Genomic DNA, 22,172 nt, shown 5'->3' with positions numbered 1-22,172 from the left:
TTACTTCGCCGTAGGCATCACAAACTCGGCGCCTGAATCAATAGAGTCTGACCAGCGCTGCATAATGGATTTCTGTTTGGTATAGAAGCGTACGCCCTCTTCACCATAAGCATGCGTATCGCCAAACAGCGAACGCTTCCAACCGCCGAAACCATGCCACGCCATGGGTACCGGAATGGGCACATTGATGCCGACCATGCCCACCTGAATACGGCGACCAAATTCCCGCGCAACGCTACCGCTCTCAGTGAAGCAGCTCACTCCGTTACCAAATTCATGGTCATTGATCAGTTGAATGGCAGTGGCAATATCCGGCACCCGAATACAGGCCAGCACTGGGCCGAATATCTCTTCTTTGTAAATGGTCATCTCGGGGGTGACATGATCAAACAGAGTACCGCCCATCCAGAAGCCTTCGGCACAGCCGTCACCGGTTTGCGCGGCATCAAATTCTCGGCCATCCACCACCAAGTGTGCGCCTTCTTCTACACCTTTATTAATGTAACCGCTAATCCGCTCGTGAGCCTGACGGGTGACAATCGGGCCCATTTCCGCATCCAGCTGCATGCCGTCTTTAACCTTCAGCGCCTTGGCACGTTCCGCCAGTTGAGCCACCACGCCATCCGCCACATCGCCCACCAGCACCGCCACGCTGATTGCCATACAACGCTCGCCTGCCGAGCCATAAGCAGCGCCGATTAAGGCATCCACGGCTTTATCCAAGTTGGCATCCGGCATCACTACCATATGGTTTTTAGCGCCACCCAGTGCTTGCACCCGCTTACCGTGCTTAGCGCCGCGCTCGTAAATCAGGTTAGCAATCGGCGTAGAGCCAACAAACGACAACGCCTTAACATCCGGATGGTCGATCAACGCTTCAACGCTGTCTTTATCGCCCTGAACCACGTTGAATACACCATCCGGCAGGCCAGCCTGCTTGAGCAGATCGGCAATCATCAGCGAGGCGCTGGGGTCAAGCGGACTAGGCTTAAGAACAAAGGTGTTACCTGCAGCAATCGCCACGGGGAACATCCACATCGGTACCATGACAGGGAAGTTGAACGGCGTAATGCCAGCCACCACGCCCAATGGCTGACGCATGGTCCAGTTATCAATACCCGTACTCACCTGCTCGGTATAGTCGCCCTTTAACAACTGAGGAATACCGCAAGCGAATTCAACGACATCAATCCCCCGGGCAACTTCGCCCTGGGCATCAGTAAACACTTTGCCATGCTCTTTAGTAATTGCTTCCGCCAATGCATCTTTATGGGCGTTGAGCAGCTCCAAAAACTTGAACATTACCCGTGCCCGGCGAATGGGCGGGGTATCGGCCCAAGTAGGAAATGCCGCTTTAGCGGCTTGCACAGCACTATCTACATCATATGCAGAGGCAAGAACCACGTTTCCGGTAACGTTACCCGTCGCAGGATTAAAGACATCTTGAGAAAGACCCGAGCTACCCTGACTGATCTGCCCGTTAATGAAATGATGAATAGTGGTTGTTGTCATTTGGCTACCTTTATAAGCAGATTAAAATAACGAATTAAGTATCGACAGATTAACCAGCTCTGCGAGGCAATCAATTGAGTAATTCTTAACCCAGATATAAGCTTTTCAAATAACATAACGACAACAGGTGCTCGCTTATGCAAGAAAACTCAGCGCTACGGGCATTTGTAGCCGTCGCACGTACCGGAAGCGTTTCACGGGCAGCTGACCAGCTATACCTGACTCAACCCGCCGTCAGTCTAAAGTTGAAGCAACTTCAGCAGCACTTAGGGTTAACCCTATTCACCCGTCGCCCTCAGGGGTTAACGCTAACCGCCGATGGCTATGCATTATTGCCCGCCGCAGAAAATGCCCTGGCCAGCGCCCTGGCCTTTGAGCAACGCGCTAGCGCTTTGCACAGCACCCTGCGAGGAAAACTAAAAATCGGCACGATTGTTGACCCGGAATTTATTCGGCTGGGCAAATTTCTCAGCCGATTGATGGCTCGCGCCCCTCAATTGGAAACCGAGTTGCACCACGGGATGAGTGGCAACGTATTAACGAAAGTAGAGCAAGGCGAACTGGATGTGGGCTTTTTTCTCGCCCCTCCCGGCGAAGGATCAGGAAGCGAAATCCTTGCTTGGCGTGAGCTGACCCACTTCCACTATCACGTAATTGCCCCAGCAGGCTGGGAAACCAAACTGTTAGATACTCGCTGGGAAGCTCTAGCCAGACTTCCCTGGATAGTCACGCCCTCGGTCTCGGCACACCACCGGCTGCTAGAGCGCGTCCTAACCCCAAGTGGCGCCACACCTAATAGGGTTGCCCAAGTAGACCAAGAAGCTTGTATGCTGGATTTAGTACGTGCGGGAGTGGGTCTAAGCTTAGCTAGGGACGCGCTGGCAATGGCCGAACGCCAGGAAAGCGGTTTGGCTGTAGCCGAAAATGTTCGTCTGCCCTGCGCACTTAGCATGATATGGCGCAAAGAACGTGCCGCGGAGCCGACTATCAGAGCGGCATTGGATACGTTAGACACAGTATGGCCTTACCGGCTGGGGTAGCGAATAGGTTATGTAAGGTATTAGCCAACGTTGCCACTAAGCGACTCGACATCGAGCGATAACTCACCACGTCTACTGGAGTGCTTACAATGATTCGATACCACCGTTTTCGCCTCTTATCTCAGCCCTTAACGCTGTTTGTCATAGCGGCCGCAGGTCTCGCCAGCACGCCACTCCATGCCCAATCCAATACGGAAGCTACGTTTGCTGGCGGCTGTTTTTGGTGCATGGAACCGCCCTACGATAAGCAGCCCGGCGTCAGCGCCACCATCTCTGGTTATATGGGCGGCGAGCTTGAAAACCCTACCTACGAGCAGATTTCTCGCGGTGGAACTGGCCATGTCGAAGTGGTGCAAATTACCTACGATGACAGCCAAATCAGCTACGAACAGCTGCTAGAGATTTTCTGGCGCAATATTGACCCCTTCGCCGTAGACCGCCAGTTTTGCGACAGCGGTGACCAGTACCGCTCAGCCATTTTTTACCATAATGATGAACAACGAGAACTAGCAGAAGCGTCGAAAGCTGAAATGGAAGCACGCTTTGACCAGGCTATAGCGACTGAGATAGCCCCTGCCAGCGAGTTCTGGGAAGCTGAAGAGTATCACCAGGATTACTATGAAAAAAATCCACTGCGCTACCGATTTTATCGCTTGAGCTGTGGTCGTGATGATCGACTGGAAGAGATATGGGGCGAGGAAGCTGGCGGCCCAACATTTCAGTAGCCCACCATAAACATACGGGCTTAACGGAACGTTTTTTACCGGTGACTGCCCTAGGGATAGCGCTTTAGTTAAGACGCTAACAATCAATTTGGGCAAAGCAGCGTTTTTCTACTAGAGTGGAGAATCAGTATTAATAGACCAGTCGGCTAATAGCTGGTCTATTCTTTAACGCCCCGTTGATCAAAAGATAGGAGATCTTATGAGCAACAGCATCACAACCGTTAACCCAACCACCGGCGAAACGCTTGAGACTTATGCGCTGATGGATGCCAGCCAAGCCAAGCAGATTGTCGAGGCCAGTCATGAAGCGTTTCTAGACTGGCGGCTTAAACCTCTTGAACAGCGTGCTAAGGTGGTAAAAGCCATTGGCGAGGCGCTTAACGCCAATAAAGATGAGCTTGCCGAACTGATGGTAGAGGAAATGGGTAAGCTACCCAGCCAAGCCCGCCAGGAAGTCGAGCTTTGCGCAGGCATCTGCGATTACACCGCTAAGCATGGCCCCACTACATTAGCTGACGAAGAGCGCAACCCCAGCAATGGCGAGCGTGGCATTGTCACTTACTCTCCCATGGGTGTTATCTACGGCATACAACCGTGGAACTTCCCCGCTTATCAAGTAGTACGTTACTCCATCGCCAACATTATGGCGGGTAATAGCGTACTCCTGAAGCACGCTGAAAATGTCACTGGCAGCGGCCTACTGCTCGAAAAGATTTACCGCGAGGCAGGCCTACCGGAAAACGTTTTCCGCACGATCATTATCTCTCACGATGTATCTGATGAGGTGATTGCACACCAGGCGGTTCGTGGCGTCACCCTTACGGGTAGCGATGGTGCAGGTCGTAAAGTGGCGGCAAAAGCAGCCGAACACCTGAAAAAAACCGTATTGGAATTGGGCTCAAACGATGCCTATTTGGTGCTGGATGATGCGGACCTCGACGTTGCCGTCAAAACCTGCGTCACTGGCCGAGTGTTTAATACCGGACAGACCTGCGTGGCTGCAAAACGCTTCGTGGTGACCGATGCCAACTATGAAGCGTTCAAAGAGCGTTTTGTGGAAAAGATGAAGGCGCTGAAAGTAGGCGACCCCAGGTCAGATGATACCGACTTAGGCCCTATGGCGCGGGTTGACCTACGCGATGCTCTCCACGAGCAGGTGGAACAGAGTGTGCGTAAAGGCGCAAAAATCCTCTGCGGCGGAGAAAAGCCATCTGGTAAAGGCGCGTTTTACCCAGTGACCGTGCTGGATAACGTGACACCCGGCCAGCCCGCCTACGATGACGAGCTATTCGGACCCGTCGCGGCGCTGATTCGCGCTAAAGACGACGAAGACGCCATTCGCATTGCTAATGACAGCCGTTATGGCCTCGGCGGTGGCATCATCTCTAAAGATGTGAAGCGTGCTACTGAGCTTGCCAGCAAGTACTTCGACACTGGCATGGTGTTTATCAATGGCTTTGGCGTCGCTACCCCGGAAATGCCGTTTGGCGGCGTTAAAGACTCTGGTTATGGGCGTGAGCATGGCGGTTTTGGCATGCTTGAGTTCGTTAACGTAAAGTCGGTAATTGTTGTTAAAGAGTGAGGTGGTAAACGCTCAGAGTCATAGGTCATAAAAAGAGCACGCCGCTAGCTTTCAACAGGCTAGCGGCGCTTTTTTTGTTGCTGATATTGTTATGGGTTTAAACGTTGCTCAGCGGTTCGGCGCTGCCAAAACTTCACTATTAGGGCCATCACTACCCACGTCACTAACGCCGCAATAACATCGTCTAACACAATTCCAAAGCCACCCTGCACATACTCTGCCAAATGAATTGGCGGCGGCTTCAGCGAATCAAAGAAGCGATAAATAACGAATGCCAGCGCCATCACCAGTGGATGGCGAGCTGCTTGCAGCCCAATAACCGCTAGCGGGAACGCCAAGTACTCATCAGCAACAATGCTGCCATGATCTAATCCTGCGTAGTGCCACGCCGCGACGTGACAAATCGGCACTGCAAGTGCCAGCAGAACAGCGATGATAACGCCCTGCTGCACCAGTGGTCGGCTCAACAACCACCACGCTAAGGGAATGCCCAGCAGCGAACCAACCGTACCCGGCGCGACTGGCGCTAGCCCCAGCCCAAAGCCGGTGGCTAGCCAAAAATTAAGTGTATCCAGCATTAACCTGCCTGCTGCGCCTGGCGTTCAAGCTCGGCAGCCATGTCGGGCGAGAGATTCAGCGCACTTGCCAATTGATCCAACCAGGCGCGCTCCATGGGATTTTGATCATCAGTGACAGCGACGCTGATCAGATACATCTCGCGGGCAGCCTGGGGAGAGTCAGCTTCACGGGCTAGTGTCTGAGCATCCAGCGGGGCATTGAGCTGCTGCTCGACCCAGCGATGCATCTCCTGATCGGCACCTAGCGCATCAATCTGCTCTGTGATGAGTGCCTGCTCTTGCTCATCAATGTGGCCATCAGCTCTGGCGGCCATAATCATTGCTTGCAACAGCTCAAGGCTGCGCCGCTCTTGATACTCACCGCTAAGCACTTCTACCCGTTCGCCCTCGGATGCATTTTGAGCAGCATTAGACGAGTTAGCCGCATTTTTCCCTTCCTGAGAGCTTTGCCATGCTTTCCAGGCCAGCATGCCCACACCAGCAATTGCGCCGTACTTGAGCGCTTTACCGCCCATGCTACGACCACGCTTAGAGCCAATAAGCATGCCCATTGCGCCACCACCTAACAGGCTCTTAATATCAAAACCGCTAGAGCCGCCCCCTTGCCGCGATCCCTGGCCTGCGCTACTGCTGCCACCGCCTAGCTGGCGCGATAGCCCATCAATAACGCCTTTAACATCGATACCGCTTCCGCTGTTTCCACCACTGTTTCCACTACTGTTTCCACTACTTCTGCTACCGCCGGCCTGCTTCATCAACTGTTGTAAAATCTTGCTTGCGTTCATCCTTGCACTCCTACGTGGATAGTATCTAAGTGGATAGTATCTCTAGGGCTCGCTAGACGATTCACTTCCGTTATAAAACATGCTGTATGAACGCAGCATGAATTAACGCCACCCCAGGCATTAAAGAAGCGCACCCTTCACTTCCACCGAGCTACCAAGTCGGCTGGCACGCACTTCAACACGGACAGGCATTTGCTCTTTGAGTTCGCTGACATGAGAGATAATCCCGATCATTCGCCCGCCCATTTGTAACTCACTGAGCATAGCAATCGCTTGGTCTAATGCATCCTGATCAAGGCTACCAAAGCCCTCATCAATAAATAGCGTATCCAACTGAATCCCGCCTGCGTAGGCCTGCACCACGTCAGAAAGCCCTAGTGCCAACGCCAACGCCGCCATAAACGACTCGCCGCCGGAAAGCGTCGCTACCGAGCGACTTTTGCCGGTGTAGGTATCGGCCACGTCCAATTCCAATCCCGAGGCTTTGTTGCCCTTGGATGGGTCTTCGCGTCGCACCAACTGGTAGCGCCCGCGGCTCATACGCACCAGCCGTTCAGATGCTTGGATCAGTACATCGTCCAACAGCACTCCTAGCACAAACCGCTGCAAGCTAATGCGATTACCGGTGCGCCCGTTAGCCACTTCGCTTAATGTCCCCCACACCCGATACTGGGCTTCAAGCTCGGCCTGGGCCGCACGGGCGGCGGCAAGTTTCTGGCGAATACCCTGCAACGTATTTAACCGCCCATCTAGTGTTCGCCACGCTTCGAGTTGGGTATGCTCCTCCGCTTGGGCGGCTTCGGTAAGTGTGGCGAGTGCGGCGAGATCTGGCGGCGTTTTTTCGGCCAGTTGGGCGTGGTAATTGTGTAGCGCGCCGTCAAGCTCAGCCAACCGGCGTTGATAGGCCTCTACTTGGCGAGCCAGGTCTTGCCGTTGGTTATCCTCTAGCTGAGCCGCCTGAAAAGCAGCTTCACTTTCAAATGAACTGGCTTGTAGCGCCGTTTGCCACTCAGCCTGAGCCTGTTCAAGCGCTTGCTGGCTACGCGCCAGCTGCTGGTTTGCGCTGCGCAGCTGCTCTTCTGCCCGCGCCTGCTGGGTTTCGCTCGTCGAAAGCACCTGCTGTGCACGCTCCCAGGCCTGTTCAAGCTCAGTAATTTGGTTATCAAGTTCAGTGAGCGTTTGGCGCATGGCCAACGGGTTACGGGCATCTTCTGGCAGTGATTGGCTTAATTGATCGCGCTGGCTCTCTAGCCGTAACGCCTCCTCTTTGGCCTTTTCAACCTGAGGCCGCTGGGCTTTGAGCTGTTTGTCCAGCGTGCCCCAGCCGCTACGTAGCTCGTCACGGGCAGCGCTTTGCCGGTTAATCTCACTTTCGACCTGTTGCCGACGCGCGACTTGGCGGCGCAATTGTTCGCAGGCCTGTTGCAGCTCAAACGGCGGTTGGCTGGCCCAATCGCCTAGCTGGTGACGAAGGCGCTGCGCCTGCTCAGTGTTATAGCTAAACTGCTGCGCTAACTGTTGCTCCTGATGCTCGGCGGTTTGTAAGGCGTGGCGAGCCTGTTCCTCAGTCGAGCGGGCTTCTTCTACCTGCGCTTGGGTAACTAGATCAGCATGCTGAACCGCTGGGGCAGGATGCTCAAGGCTGCCACACACCGGGCAAGGCGCGTCTTCTTGCAGAGTGAGCGCTAACAGTGCGGCCTGCCCTTGGTGCCAGCGCATCTCTTGCTCAGTTGCGTGGCGCTTCGCCTGTTCTGCTTCGCTGCGCCGACCTTGAAGTGCCGCCGTTGCCTGCTGTTGTTGAACGACAAGTTCACGCCCCTGCCGCATCAGCGCCTCCAACTCCTGCCGCTGAGCTAGCAGGCTCTCATGGCGGCTCAGCTCTGCAGGGGCGCTGGCCAACTGCTGACTTTCCGTTTGCAGCTGCTCAAGAGTAACGCTTAGCGCTTCACCTTGCTGACGAATACCGTCTAATTGAGCTTCATCACGCTTAAGTATGCCATCGGCTTGCTGCCAAGCGGTTTGTGCCGCTTGCCAGCGCGCTTCAAGCTCACTTAACTGCTGACTTTTGTGGATAAACTCGCCCAACTGACGATGGCGCTCGCGCAGTGCAGGTAGTTCGGTCTGGCGCTGGCGTGCCGCTTCAAAGGTACGCTTGGCTTGTTCAGTATTCGTTCGCTGGGTAGTCAGCGCGGCATCAGCCTGTCGCTGCTCTGCTTGGGCGGTAGTGAGTGCCTGCTGGGCTTGGACTAACGCAGCACTGTAAGGTCGTAGCGCTTGAGCATGGTCGCTTTGGGTCAAGCGGCTCTGAAAGGTCGTTATTTGCGCTTGCTGCTCAAGGTGGCGTGCTTTCTCTGCGGCGAGGCTGTCCCGCGCTTCAAATTGGCGCTGTAACGCTTGGGCTTCATCTCGTCGCTGTTCAGCACTACGGCGCTGCTGCTGAGCGGTTTCAAAACGCTGACGCGCTTGCCCTACTTGCGGGGTTAGCGCCTCTACTTCTTGCTCTAATGCCGCTTCGCTTTCCAGCTCGCCCCCGGCCAAAATGCCGCTGATATGCTGGCGGTGATCATTCACCGCTCGCTCTATTTGATTCGCCTGGGTACGCAGGCGCTCTTCAATGCGCTGAAAAATCTGGGTTTGAAATAGCTGCGAAAAAATTTTCTCGCGGTCTTTCGATTCCGCTAACAACAGTTCACGAAACTTCCCCTGGGGGAGCACCATTACTTGGCGAAACTGATTAGCATCCAGACCTATTAAAGCGTGCAGTTGGCTGTTGGCATCAGTGACCTTACGCGCCACCAAACATTCATCCTCATCACCTTCCGGGGTCAGCCGCCACAGCTGGGCTTCAGCACTTTGTGTGGTAGTGCCTTCACCAGTGGCCTTGGGACGCTCCTGCTGGGGCACCCGGCGCACTCGGTAAGCACTATCGCGCAGGCGAAAATCCAAGCTCACCTCGGTCAACAAGCTAGCAGCAGCTTGGTCACAGCGCATTTGCCCGGCATCGCGGTCATTACCAGTGGTCTGGCCGTAAAGCGCAAAACAGATGGCATCCAATATCGAGCTCTTCCCTGCGCCCGTGGGGCCGTTAATCAGAAACAACGGGCTTTTACCCAGCGCAGTAAAGTCGATCGTTTCGCTGCCAGCAAAGGGGCCAAACGCCTGCATGGTGAGCGTTAACGGTGTCATGACTGGCTCTCCTGCTCACGGCTTAGGGCGGTGATGAGTTCGCGCATGGCGCTGGCCTGCTCATCACTCATGGTGTCCCCACTGGTTTGGGTAAAGAAATCGCTAAACATATCCAAAGCACTAAATTGCAGCCGTTCGCGATCTAACTGCTGCCGCCCTTGGGCTTCCAGCATGCCGGGCTTTTCTAAATGCAGCACGTTGGGGTAGACCTCGCGTAGCTTGCCCATGGGGTCAAGAATCGCGTGGCGGTCGGTCATACGCACTAACAAATAGTCATCGGCTTGGGTATCGGTTCTGCCTTGTGCTAGCAGCTCGGCCAGCTCGCCCTCCAGCACACGTACCTCTCGGCGCGGCGTCAGCGGTCGGTGTTCAATCTGGCTCACGCCCTCGGGGCCAATATCCACCAGCGTGACGCCTTTGCGCTGGTTAGCCTCTGAGAAGCTGTATTTAAGCAGCGAGCCACTATAGCGAATATGTTCACCGCCGCGATACTGCGGCCCATGAAGATGGCCTAAGGCGACATAGTCAAACGACTGCATCGGCTCCCAAGCAACGCTTTCCGCGCCTCCCAAGGTTAACGGTCGCTCTGAATCGCTGGCACTGCCGCCATCCACAAAGCAGTGGCTCATTAGTACGGTGGGGCGTCCCGCTTGGCGCTGGGTGTTGATACGGTCGACTAAGAAACGGTGAGCGCTGTCGAAATCGCGGACATCCACCGAAAACTGGCTGCGTACATACTCCGGGTCAGCGTAGGGAATACCGAACACATCCACTTCTTCCCCATTAATCGACAGTGTCATCGGGTGATCGCAGGCAGATAGATCAGACAGAATATGCAGCCCTGCTTGGCGCAGGTGACGCGCCCCGAAGCCGAGTCGCTCAGAGCCGTCGTGGTTGCCGGAAATCATAATCACCGGTAGGCCACGCTTTTCACACAGCTCACCAAGCACCTCATCTAACAGCGTGACGGCGGCGGATGGCGGCACCGAACGGTCGTAGATATCGCCTGCAACCAGCACAGCATCCACCGCATTGCGGTCGATAATATCCAGTAGCTGGTTCAATACATGGCGCTGGTCTTCCAGCAGGGAGAGGTTGTGAAACAGCCGCCCTAAGTGCCAATCGGCGGTATGAAGTAGTCGCATGGCAGGCTCAACGCAAAAAATATGCCCCATCATAGCAATCTGCATTCCAAACTGTCCGTCACGCAGCACAAAAAGCTTTTTACCAAAGCTTTCTACCAAAGCTCTCTACAAAAAGCCCCGCACATGGCGGGGCTGAAGCAACAGTAGTGGCTGGCTGTTAGTCGCGGAACGCGTCCGGATAGGTGGTTAAGTCAATACCCCACATGAGGGGCAATAAGAAATAAACCGCCGCGACGATCAGCAGTAGCGCGAAAATATTCAGCCAGAAGCCGTTGCGTACCATTTCGATAATTTTGATTTTTCCGGTCGCAAAAATAATCGCATTGGGGGGAGTACCCACCGGCAGCATAAAAGCGCAGTTAGCTGCCATGGCCGCAGGTACCATTAGCACGAACGGATGGATATCCAACGCCAACGCCAGCGAGGCAAGCACCGGAAGAATCATCGTGGCCGTTGCTGTATTGGAGGTAATTTCGGTCAAGAACAACACCATTCCAGCGGCAAGCAAGATCACCAGCAAGAAGTTAACGCCTTCCAACACGCTCATCTGACCACCAATCCAGGCGGCTAATCCAGAGGAACCGAAGCCAGCAGCAATCGCCAAGCCACCGCCAAATAGCAACAAAATGCCCCAGGGCACGTCTTTGGCAATATCCCACCCCAGCAGGCAGCCGCCTTTGTTTGGCGAAGGAATTAAGAACAGCGCAATCGCCGCCACAATGGCAATCATCGTGTCGTTAATACCTGGAATGGTGAGTATTTGACCTTGCCACAGGAAAGAACGGGTAATCCAGAAAAATGCCGCTAACAGGAAAACAACCAGCACGGCTTTCTCTTCGAAGGTGATCTTACCCAGCGCGGCTTTTTCCTTAGCAATGAGCGCTTTGCCACCCGGAAGGTTGCTGAATTTAATGGGGTAAATAAAGCGTGTTAGCATTAGCCAACCAATAAACAGCAGCACCACAACGACTGGAAAAGCAAACATCATCCAGCTGGCAAAGGTGATTTCAACACCAAACAGCTCATTCACAATCGCTGCCAGGATGATATTGGGAGGCGTACCAATCAGGGTACCCAAACCGCCGATAGTGCCGCCGTAGCCGACGCCAAAAATCAGCGCTTTACTGAATTTATCGATGTCTTCGCTATGATCACCCTCGCTCTTATTCAGTTCCTGGGTCACCTGATACACAATCGCGGTGCCAATAGGCAGCATCATCATGACCGATGCCGTGTTGGATACCCACATCGACAAAAAGCCAGTGGCCGCCATAAAGCCGAACACAATACTGTTAATGCTGGTGCCCAATACCGAAATAATGGTGAGGGCAATACGCTTATGCAGATCCCACTTCTCCATCGCCAGGGCAATCATAAAACCGCCGAGGAAAAGGAAGATAATAGGATTGCCGTATGCTGCCGTAACCGCACTGCTCTCAAGCGCCCCAGTGATCGGCAGCAATACAATGGGCAAAAGTGACGTAACAGGAATAGGTATGGCTTCGGTAATCCACCACACGGCTACCCAAAGCGTGGTGGCAAGTACCATGCGGCCTTCTAAGCTAAGCTCCGCCGGGTGGAAAAACAGCAGCACGAAGGCAAACAGCATCGGCCCTAGCACTAGCCCAACCTTTTGAGCTGTCGTATAGGCAGGTGGCTTTGGCGGTCTGCTACCCGAGTGTTGTTGCTCACCTGACGTAGTAGAGGATGAGCGTCCAGCGCCGGAGGTTGGCAACGCACACATAAGTAGGTTTTTGACTTGGTCATGGGAGTGCCAAAGCGACTCCCAGAGTGTCATGGTGGCAGTTCTGCGCATTATCAAAGTACCGTTCGCAGTCAGGTGATCGAAAGGGAGCTTCTCTCAGCAACCCCCTATGGCGTATTTAAACCAGCCTAGCTGGTTTTTTGGTGCCCTTTATTCACTGCAGCCAGGTATTAGTCCAGCGAATTGACGAAAACTACAACCAAAGTCTAACAACTTTAGTTGTAGCTTTTAGCGCTCCTTACCCTGATGTGACACTGCACTTTTATCACGGTAGGTTTGAGTCTTTTTCTAAGGAGGTACTCACGTGCTCGACCGTTTTACTATGCCGTTGACCCATCGGCCACTTGCCAGTATGGCTCGGTATCTCAGCAATCGGCAGGTTACCCCTGACCAAGTTACCTTAGTGGCTTTTTTAGTGGGTATGAGCGCGCTACCGCTATTAGCCTTTGAATATTATGTTTTGGCACTAATGGCGATTTTATTGAACCGCCTTGGTGATGGGCTGGATGGCGCACTTGCCCGGCTAAGCAGCCAGCAAAGCGATGCGGGTGGGTTTATTGATATCGGGTTGGATTTTGTCTTTTATGCCGCGGTCGTACTGGGGTTCGCGCTGGCTAACCCTGGGCAAAATGCGCTGGCAGCCGCGGTACTGCTATTCGCATTTATCGGCACAGGAACATCGTTTTTAGCCTTTGCTATTGCGGCGAAAGCACGCAATGTTGAACGGCCAAACTTTCCACAAAAGGCATTTTACTATTTAGAGGGGTTAACCGAAGGCACAGAAACAGTGATCGCGTTAGTGCTCTTTTGCCTATTTCCTCACTATTTTCCATGGTTAGCGGGGCTATTCGCAGTCGCTTGCCTAATCACGACTGCCACGCGGCTATGGGGAGGCTATTGGACCCTACGCTAGCACTTTAGATCGCCCTATCACGGTTACGCACGCAATGTGCGTTATCGAACCGACAGCAGCGAACGTTAAGCACATCGTCCTGATAGAAAAGCATTGTTTTAAGAGCTGTGCTGTACACATTCATCAGGATGTAACCCGTGACTCTTTTTTTTCAGACGCCTTTATTTCGTCGTGTGCGCCAACACAAAGCTTCTATGGCATTGTGGAGCTCCTCTGCGCCAGTACGTGAAGAGTTGTTTAGTGCAGAACGGCTTGAACAGCACGCAGGTAGTTTAGCGCTGGCGCAGGTTGTGACAGCAAGCCCACCTAAAGTGGCGTCGTTAACGCACCGCCTAAACGATAATGCACGCGTATTACTTGCCGCTTACCGCGCTTGCGCTGTCACGCTGGCAGAAGGTCGAGATGTCGTTCCCGCTGCCGCTTGGTTACTTGATAATTATCATCTTATCGAAGCACAAATTCGTGAAATACGCGGCGACCTTCCGCCGGGTTATTACCGACAGTTACCAAAGCTTGCAGAAGGACCTTTTGCGGGCTATCCACGCGTATTTGGTATTACATGGGCTTTTATTGCACATACCGATAGCAATATAGAACTCGCTAACTTACGTACATTTATTAAAGCTTATCAACGCATACAGCCACTAACAATTGGAGAGTTATGGGCGGTCGCGATAACGCTTCGCATTGTATTAGTTGAAAATTTACGTCGACTTGCCGATCAAATCATTACTGAACAAACGGCACGCGATGCCGCGGATACACTTGCGGCTAAATGGATTGCTACTGAAAATGGCTCGCCAAAGAGAAACGACTCCTCCAACCATTATTCAACTTACAACGACTCGATAAACAACGAATCGGCTAATAGCGTCTCGACAGATAACTGTTCAATGGATGAGGGTTCAGTTGATCATCAATTCCCTTCTTTTACGTCTCAGAAAACACCACTGTCGGCGCCCTTTATAGCTCAATTAGCCAAACGTTTACGCGGCGTTAACCCCCATACCAATGCACTTGCCTGCTGGCTTTTCGAGCAGCTTAATCGCCAGGGCGAATCTATTGATGATGTGGTGCAAAGTACCCAACAGCGCCAAGGTGCAGCGAACGTTACTGTGCGAAATATCATTACCAGTATGCGTTTTATCTCCAGCACCGATTGGGCTGAGCTTTTCGAAAGTGTCAGCTTGGTAGACGTAAAATTACGCGAACATAGCCGCTTTGCGCAGTACGATTTTTCAACACGTAATCAGTATCGCATTGCAGTGGAAGAGCTCGCCCGTGGCTCAGCCTATAGCGAGTTGGAAGTCGTTGATCATACGTTAACGCTATCAAGAGAAGCGCTGCCACTTACCGATGATGTCCATGAGGCAGCACGAGTCGAAGACCCCGGTTATTTTTTAGTAGCAGCGGGTAGGCATACGTTAGAAGAACGCCTTAACTATCGCCCGCCATTGAAGCGGCGATTTCGCCAGCTGCTGTTGAAAAATGGCATCAATGGCTACGTCATAATGCTGACAGCGACGTCAGTCGCTTTGGTGATATTGGCCGGGTGGTTGCTGCTATCAATGCATTCAGGCGAGGTGTCGTCGCTTTGGTTATGGTTATTGGCAGCCCTGGGCGTACTACCCACGATTGAGATCGCTACGTCTATCGTCAATCGTTTCGTTATTTATAATATCGGCGCTCAGCCACTGCCTAGCCTAGACCTCTCCAAAGGTGTTCCCCCCTCTCTTCGTACGCTGGTGGCAATGCCAACGCTATTGACCAATGAAGCCGACTTAAAAGAACAGCTTGATCGGCTTGAGGTGCACCATCTGGGTAGTGATGGCGGTGCTATTAGCTATGCACTGTTAACGGATGGTGTTGATGCCCAACAGGCAGAACTAGCCACCGATGAGGCACTGTTAAGCATTTGTGAAAAACGCATTGAGGAATTAAACAAACGCTACTGTCCTGCTAGCCATGAAAAGCGCTTCTTTTTACTGCACCGCAACCGCGTCTACAACGCAGGTGAACAATGCTGGATGGGATGGGAGCGCAAACGGGGCAAGCTTCATGAGCTCAATAAACTGTTACGTGGCGCAACCGATACGACCTTCAGGGACCCACCTTCCCTACCAAGAAATGTGCACTATATTCTCACGCTGGACGCCGATACACGCCTGCCAAGAGGAGCCGCCAGCAAACTGGTTGGCAAAATAGCCCACCCGTTAAACCACCCTCGATTTGATCCGCAGCAACGGCGGGTAGTCGAAGGCTATGCAATTTTGCAACCGCGCGTCACTCAATCGATGCCTACAGGCGAAAGAGGCTCTATTTATCAACAGCTGTGCTCTTCTCCAGGCGGCATTGACCCTTATGCCGCCGCCATTTCAGATCTTTATCAAGACCTAGTTGGTGATGGCTCGTTTGCAGGGAAAGGTATTTATAATATTGATGCCTTTGAAGCATCACTAGAGGGCCGTATCGCTGAAAACAGCCTGCTAAGCCACGATATGTTTGAGGGCATTTTTGCCCGTGCAGGACTGGCATCAGATATTGAAGTCATAGAAGACTTTCCAGACCGTTATGATGTGGTGGCCAAACGCCAACATCGCTGGGTGCGAGGCGATTGGCAGTTACTCCCTTGGCTATTAACAGCTTCATTACCGCCTTCAGGGCGCTTGAAAATACTCGGCAATCTACGCCGGTCGCTGCTCCCCCCGTTACTATTAGCCTGCCTTGCAGTGAGCTGGCAACTGCCTCTCATGATGGCCGTTGTCAGCAGCTTAATGGTCATTATGATCTTTAGCATACCGGTCTTACTGTCGTTAATAACGTCGTTCGCTCCACTGCGCGCAGGCGTCAACCTTCGCTACCACTTCCAACAATGGTGGGATGAACTGACGCTGGGATTGAAACAAATTTTGCTGCAACTGATGTTTCTCCCCGACCAAGCGTGGCGGATGCTAGATGCCATTGTTAGCACTCTGATACGCGTTTTTATAACTCGCCGCCATTTACTAGAGTGGACATCGTCGGCCCAGACGATGAAATGCCCGCACCTGACCGTTTGGGGATTTTATCGGCATATGGCACCCGGCACGTTACTTGGCGTAGCCATTGCCTTCAGTGCGTTATGGTTTAACAGTAGTGTTTGGCTAGTGGTCTTGCCGATCGCACTACTATGGATAGCAGCACCTGCGCTGGCAACTTGGCTAAGCAGTACGGCTAGTATTACGACCCAACCTCTCATAGCAGAAGAAACCGCCCTTGAGCTTCGGCTTATTGCGCGTAGAACCTGGCGCTACTTTGAAACCTTTGTAACTACATCGACCAATTTACTGCCGCCGGACAATTTTCAGGAAGAGCCTCGGCCGGTTATCGCCCAGCGAACGTCACCAACCAATATGGGTCTATACCTGCTGTCGATACTGGCGGCGCGTGATTTTGGTTGGATCGGTAACCCCAACGCGCTAAGCCGTATAGAAACAACGCTTGCTGTCATGCATACCCTGCCCCGCTATCGTGGTCACTTCTTTAACTGGTATGCAATCGATGATCTCCGCCCGCTAAACCCCAGGTATGTGTCTACTGTCGATAGCGGCAACCTTGCTGGTCACCTCATTACTCTCGCTAACGCCTTGGAAACCTGGCAGGACACAACGTTTTCACCTGACCCTCGCCAAGCAATAGCTGATACATTGGCATTGGCGTTCGAAGCACTTAAATGTGAAGAGCTTAAGCGCTCCTCCCAAGCAGCAGAAACACCTTCGCCCACCAAACCGCTCACTGATCAGCTTGAGAAAGTCGCCACTCTCGTAAGCGCAAATAAAACATCGCCATTAGACTTGGAAGCCCTGACCAAGCAAACCAAAAAAGCACTTAGTATCGCTGGCGACCTTTTCAATGAGCATCTCGCTAGTGACGATGATAAAGATGTGCTTTTTTGGGTGGCAGCACTGCACAAAACGGCTACACAGCATAGCGGTGACCACACAAACAACACAATCGCCAACGGCACACATGTAAAGCGGCTCCAGCAACTGGCCAGTAAAGCGCGACGGCTTGCCCTCAGCATGGATTTTGCGTTTCTTCTCAACCCAGAACGGCAGTTACTGTCGATTGGCTTCTCGCTAGACGACGCCAGCCTGGACATCAGTTGTTATGATCTGCTGGCTTCAGAGGCACGGCTGGCCAGCCTGTTTGCCATTGCCAAAGGCGATGTAGCCACTCGTCACTGGTTCCGACTTGGGCGCGCTGCCACCCCTTTAAAAGAGGGTGCGGCAATGATCTCCTGGTCAGGCTCCATGTTTGAATACCTGATGCCATCGCTAATAATGCGCGCTCCCGCTGGCAGTCTCTTGGAGCAAACTAACCGTCTGATAGTTAAGCGCCAGGAAACATACGCCGCCCAGTTTTCAGCTCCTTGGGGTATTTCTGAGTCGGGGTATAACGCACGGGACATAGAGCATACTTATCAATATTCCAATTTTGGGGTGCCTGGATTAGGGCTGAAGCGTGGTCTATCGGCCGATTTAGTGGTCGCGCCGTACGCAACGGGGTTGGCGGCAATGATCGACCCGGAGGGGGCCTTCAAAAATTATCGCCGCCTTGCAGAAATGGGCGCGCTAGGACGCTATGGCTACTACGAAGCGCTAGATCTGACCCGCTCACGGCTCCCCAAAGGCGCCAAGCTGGTGATTGTGCGTAGCTATATGGCGCACCACCAGGGCATGACCATCGTCGCCATCGCTAATACGCTCCATCGTGGGCAGATGCGACAACGCTTCCACCGCGAACCGATGATTCAGGCGAGCGAGCTATTGCTTCAAGAGCGGATTCCACGGGATGTGGCTATTGCTTACCCCCGTGCCTAAGAGGTGAAATCAACCGCTAGCCAAACCATCAACGAAGCACAAACCGTGCGCCGGCTATCAACCGGCGTCAACGGACCTCCGGTGACTCACCTGCTCTCAAACGGCAACTACTCTGTCATGTTGACCGCAACAGGTGGCGGCTACAGCCGATGGCACAACCTTGCCATCACTCGCTGGCAACCAGATACCACACGCGATCACTGGGGAAGCGTTATTTTTCTCCGCGATACGCGACGTCCAAGCGTTTGGAGTGCAACAGGACAATCACTGGAATCACATACCGGCACGAATAACGACGACAATCACGTGTTATTTGCTGAAGATTATGCTCGCTATGACCATCGGCACGAATCTATTGCCAGTCACTTAGACATCCTGGTATCTGGGGAAGATGACAGCGAAGTACGCTTGCTAACACTGACCAACAATGGACGCCAAACCTGCGACATTGATGTTACGGCTTATGCAGAATTAGTACTCACCACGCCGAGTACCGACAACGCCCATCCTAGCTTTGCCAAAATGTTCGTGGTTACTGAATACCTTCCAGCATTCAATGCGCTAATCGCCACCCGTCGGCGGCGGGACCCCAGCGAAGCGCAAGTGTGGGCAGCTCACTTCGCCGTAGTGGAAGGCGATACTGTGGGAGATTTCCAATATGAAACCGACCGCGAGCAATTTATTGGCCGAGGCAACCGTATTTCCACAGCAACGGCACTTTCTGAAGGCCAGCATTTATCAGGCACGGTAGGCAGTGTTATTGACCCTATTTTTGCATCGCGCTACTGCCTGCGAATCGCACCAGGAAAAGCCGCCCGCATCGCTTACTGGACGGTTGTTGCCGGCTCACGCGAGGCGCTGATGGATCTCATTGATAAGCATCATGATGTTAGCGCCTTTGAGCGAGCAAAAATGCTCGCCTGGACTCAAGCGCAAGTGCAGCTACGTCATTTGGGTACTCAGCCAGAGGAGGCCGCCGACTTTCAGCGGCTGGCTGCCCCACTGCTCTATCCCGACGCACGCTTTAGGGCACCCCAGAAAACGATTCAAAGCGGCGCAGCTCAACAGTCGTTGCTATGGCAACACGGGATCTCCGGTGATTTACCCATCGTATTGCTGCGGATTGAATCCACTGACGATTTGCCACAATTGCATCAATTACTTCGCGCCCATGAGTATTGGCGCATGAAACGTCTCGAAGTCGATATCGTCATCATCAATGAGCGTGCCTCCTCTTATATTCAAGATCTACAGCAAGCCATTGAAGCCACGATTCTCAGCAGCCAAGCAAGACCCCGGCTTCACAATGGCTATGCCCAGGGAACGGTTTATGCCCTACGCGCCGACTTAGCAAGCGCCCAGTCACGCTCTCAGCTGCTATCAATTGCTCGCGTGGTGCTGATAGCGCACCGAGGATCAATTGCCGATCAGCTGTCTGTTATGTTGTCTGGTCAGAGCACCGCCAAGCCTCCGCTTGCCATTACTAAACGCGCCCTTCCCAGACCGTTGATAGATAAGGCTCATACTCCTCGCCAACTTAAGCGGCCTACACTCGAGCTTTTTAATGGTTGGGGCGGGTTTGCAAAGCAAGGACGAGAGTATGTCACCATCCTAGAAGCGGGCAGTTCAACGCCTGCGCCATGGATTAATGTCATTGCCAATCAACAGTTCGGCTTTCAAGTATCGGCAGAGGGCGCTGGCTATCTATTGGCAGACAGCAGCCGAGAAAACCAGCTGACACCCTGGAGTAATGACCCCGTCATTGACCCAAGCGGAGATGCTGTTTACGTCCGAGATGAAGAGACGTTCGAGCTTTATACCGCAACGGCAAGCCCGATACGTGACTCAGGCCGCTACGTTGCGCGTCATGGCTTTGGCTATAGCCAATTTGAACATCAGAATGACGAGCTCAGCTTAGAACTGTTGCACTTTGTGCCCCTGGATGCCCCGTTGCGCATCTCACGGCTGAGACTGACTAATCATTCAAACCGGACACGCAAGCTCTCTGTGACCGCTTATGCAGAGTGGGTTTTGGGCACGTCGCGCAGCGCATCAGCTCCCTTCCTGATTACGTCGCAAGCACCAGAAAGCGGTGCGTTGTTAGTTACCAATCCATGGAATGCCGACTTCCCAGGCCAAGTGGCTTTTCTCGATATTGGCGAGCCACCTACGCAATGGACTGGCAATCGCAGCGAGTTTATCGGTTATGGCAAAAACCTGGCCGAACCGGCTGGGTTACGCTGTAAAACGCCACTTTCCGGTACGTTAGGCGCGGGACTAGACCCCTGCGCCGCTCTTCAGCGTCCCGTGACGCTAGCCCCAGGAGAAACAGCCGACATTATCGTATTGCTTGGTCAGGGTGGCTCCAATGACGACGTTACGAGGCTGATTACCCGTTTTCGTGATGCTGACATTGATGCAGAGCTTGCCAACATTCATGACCATTGGAACACGCAGCTCAATGCCATCCAGGTCAAAACACCTGATCGGGCGATGGACATCATGCTAAACGGCTGGTTGCTGTATCAGACCATCGCCTGCCGTTTAACGGCTCGCTCAGCGTTTTACCAAGCCAGCGGCGCCTATGGCTTCCGCGATCAGTTGCAAGATTGCATGGCATTGACGTTTAGCAACGCCGCTACAACGCGCCAACATTTACTGCGAGCAGCTTCACGTCAATTCCCTGAAGGCGATGTACAGCACTGGTGGTTGCCACATTCCGGACAAGGCGTGCGCACGCGCATCTCTGACGACCGGGTTTGGTTGGCTTACGCCTGCGCGCGTTATCTCGCAACAACCCAGGACATAGCAGTGCTTGATGAGCCGGTGAGCTTTTTAGACGGCGCGCAGTTGTCATCGCATGAGCACGAACACTTTTTCCAGCCAACCACCTCGCTGGAAACCGCCCCACTGTTTGAACACTGCGCACGCGGACTGGATATTACCCTTTCGCAACTGGGTGAACATGGTTTGCCGCTGATAGGCGGCGGGGATTGGAATGACGGTATGAACCGCGTGGGTGCTGGGGGCAAGGGAGAAAGTGTATGGCTAGGCTGGTTGCTGCTTAAAACACTTCATCACTTTGCGCCAATTGCCGAGCAGCGCGAGGCCCAAGCCTGCCACTCAGATGATCCTCAACGCGCCGCTCGTTGGTATGAACATGCTCAGGCGCTACGCATAGCAATTGAAAACAGCGCTTGGGATGGCCAGTGGTATCGCCGGGCGACCTACGACAACGGCAGCTGGCTAGGCAGCAAACAAAGCGATGCATGCCAGATTGATTCCATCGCCCAATCATGGGCGGTGCTTTCCGGCGCCAGCGACCCTCAGCGGTCGACGCTCGCAATGCACTCGCTGGAGCGCGAACTTATTCTGCACGACCAGCAGTTAGCGCTGCTCTTTTGGCCTCCCTTTAATCACCCGAAGCAGGATCCCGGCTATATAAGCGGCTATCCACCTGGAATGCGCGAAAACGGCGGACAGTATAGCCATGCATCAATGTGGGCAATTTTGGCCTTTACCCAACTGGGTGAAGGTGACAAGGCATATCAGCTGTTTACACTGCTTAACCCCATCAACCATGCCACCACCACGGAAGCGGCTATCCGCTATCGCGTTGAGCCTTATGTGGTCGCTGCTGATGTGTATTCTGTGGCGCCCCATGTGGGACGAGGAGGTTGGACATGGTATACCGGCGCCGCCGGTTGGATGTATCAAGCCGGTATGGAGGGTATTTTAGGCATTCGCCGGGAAGCTAGCTGGCTGGTCATTTATCCCTGCCTGCCAGCGAGCTGGCCGCATTTTACTGCTGACATTACCCTTGCCCAATCGCACTATCATATCAAGGTGATCAACGCGCAAGCTTCTCCAGCGACGTTAAGTCAGAATCTCTTAAGCCAACCCCTCCTAAGCCAAGCCCTCACTGCAACACTGGATGACGTTTGCTTAGCAGAAACGGAGGTTGGCATGCCCATTCGAGTGCCACTAGATAGTCAGCATCATCAACTAGAGATAGTTATCCGTCGATGTGCCCCTGCATCATGACAATGTTATGTGGCGTTAAACGCTGATAACACGGA

The 22,172-nt window shown here is 53.3% G+C and carries 12 protein-coding genes; 6 read left to right on the top strand and 6 right to left on the bottom strand.

Going from position 1 to position 22,172, the window contains the following annotated elements; all coding sequences use genetic code 11:
• Positions 1 to 1,512 carry a CoA-acylating methylmalonate-semialdehyde dehydrogenase gene (locus JFC11_RS06280; RefSeq protein ID WP_198348997.1) on the bottom strand — a complete coding sequence of 504 codons (1,512 nt, stop codon included), beginning with the start codon at positions 1,510 to 1,512 and terminating at the stop codon, positions 1 to 3.
• 137 nt (positions 1,513 to 1,649) lie between these two features.
• Here JFC11_RS06280 and JFC11_RS06275 point away from each other — a divergent pair, with 137 nt between their 5' ends.
• The 3 genes from JFC11_RS06275 to JFC11_RS06265 all read left to right on the top strand — a co-directional run bounded on the left by JFC11_RS06275 (position 1,650) and on the right by JFC11_RS06265 (position 4,859).
• Entirely contained in the window at positions 1,650 to 2,552 is a 903-nt protein-coding gene (locus JFC11_RS06275) for a LysR family transcriptional regulator (protein WP_038477405.1), read from the top strand.
• An 89-nt stretch (positions 2,553 to 2,641) separates the two neighbouring features.
• Positions 2,642 to 3,277 carry a peptide-methionine (S)-S-oxide reductase MsrA gene (msrA, locus tag JFC11_RS06270; protein WP_038477408.1) on the top strand — a complete coding sequence of 212 codons (636 nt, stop codon included), beginning with the start codon at positions 2,642 to 2,644 and terminating at the stop codon, positions 3,275 to 3,277.
• Between the two features lie 199 nt (positions 3,278 to 3,476).
• Positions 3,477 to 4,859 carry an NAD-dependent succinate-semialdehyde dehydrogenase gene (locus tag JFC11_RS06265; protein WP_198348996.1) on the top strand — a complete coding sequence of 461 codons (1,383 nt, stop codon included), beginning with the start codon at positions 3,477 to 3,479 and terminating at the stop codon, positions 4,857 to 4,859.
• Positions 4,860 to 4,948: 89 nt separating this feature from the next.
• Here the strand turns inward: JFC11_RS06265 and JFC11_RS06260 are convergent, their stop codons facing one another.
• From JFC11_RS06260 to JFC11_RS06240, 5 genes are all read right to left on the bottom strand, one after another.
• On the bottom strand, positions 4,949 to 5,437 hold the full coding sequence (locus tag JFC11_RS06260; RefSeq protein WP_038477413.1) for a phosphatidylglycerophosphatase A family protein: 489 nt from the start codon (positions 5,435 to 5,437) through the stop codon (positions 4,949 to 4,951).
• Complete coding sequence (locus JFC11_RS06255; protein ID WP_198348995.1) at positions 5,437 to 6,222, bottom strand: tellurite resistance TerB family protein; 786 nt, start codon at positions 6,220 to 6,222, stop codon at positions 5,437 to 5,439. The genes JFC11_RS06260 and JFC11_RS06255 overlap by 1 nt, the downstream gene beginning before the upstream one ends.
• A gap of 120 nt (positions 6,223 to 6,342) precedes the next feature.
• On the bottom strand, positions 6,343 to 9,408 hold the full coding sequence (locus tag JFC11_RS06250) for an AAA family ATPase (protein ID WP_038477419.1): 3,066 nt from the start codon (positions 9,406 to 9,408) through the stop codon (positions 6,343 to 6,345).
• The gene (locus JFC11_RS06245; protein ID WP_198349080.1) at positions 9,405 to 10,553 is read right to left on the bottom strand and encodes an exonuclease SbcCD subunit D; all 1,149 of its coding nucleotides are present in this window, start codon (positions 10,551 to 10,553) and stop codon (positions 9,405 to 9,407) included. The genes JFC11_RS06250 and JFC11_RS06245 overlap by 4 nt, the downstream gene beginning before the upstream one ends.
• A 157-nt stretch (positions 10,554 to 10,710) precedes the next feature.
• Positions 10,711 to 12,351: an SLC13 family permease gene (locus tag JFC11_RS06240; protein WP_095604088.1), complete on the bottom strand. Its 1,641-nt coding sequence runs from the start codon at positions 12,349 to 12,351 to the stop codon at positions 10,711 to 10,713.
• Positions 12,352 to 12,622: 271 nt separating this feature from the next.
• Here JFC11_RS06240 and JFC11_RS06235 point away from each other — a divergent pair, with 271 nt between their 5' ends.
• The 3 genes from JFC11_RS06235 (at position 12,623) to JFC11_RS18975 (ending at position 22,137) form a co-directional block, all read left to right on the top strand.
• A complete protein-coding gene (locus JFC11_RS06235) occupies positions 12,623 to 13,231 on the top strand; it encodes a CDP-alcohol phosphatidyltransferase family protein (RefSeq protein WP_198348994.1) in 609 nt (202 codons plus the stop codon).
• Between the two features lie 137 nt (positions 13,232 to 13,368).
• Positions 13,369 to 18,093 carry a glucoamylase family protein gene (locus JFC11_RS19140; protein ID WP_319618652.1) on the top strand — a complete coding sequence of 1,575 codons (4,725 nt, stop codon included), beginning with the start codon at positions 13,369 to 13,371 and terminating at the stop codon, positions 18,091 to 18,093.
• Positions 18,094 to 18,096: 3 nt separating this feature from the next.
• Positions 18,097 to 22,137: a GH36-type glycosyl hydrolase domain-containing protein gene (locus JFC11_RS18975; RefSeq protein WP_319618653.1), complete on the top strand. Its 4,041-nt coding sequence runs from the start codon at positions 18,097 to 18,099 to the stop codon at positions 22,135 to 22,137.
• Positions 22,138 to 22,172 lie beyond the last annotated feature (35 nt).

The sequence above is a fragment of the Vreelandella alkaliphila genome (assembly GCF_016107625.1).
Classification (GTDB): Bacteria; Pseudomonadota; Gammaproteobacteria; order Pseudomonadales; family Halomonadaceae; genus Vreelandella; species Vreelandella alkaliphila.
Note: the sequence above shows the minus strand (reverse complement) of the source record. Positions and strands in the feature narration are given on the sequence as shown.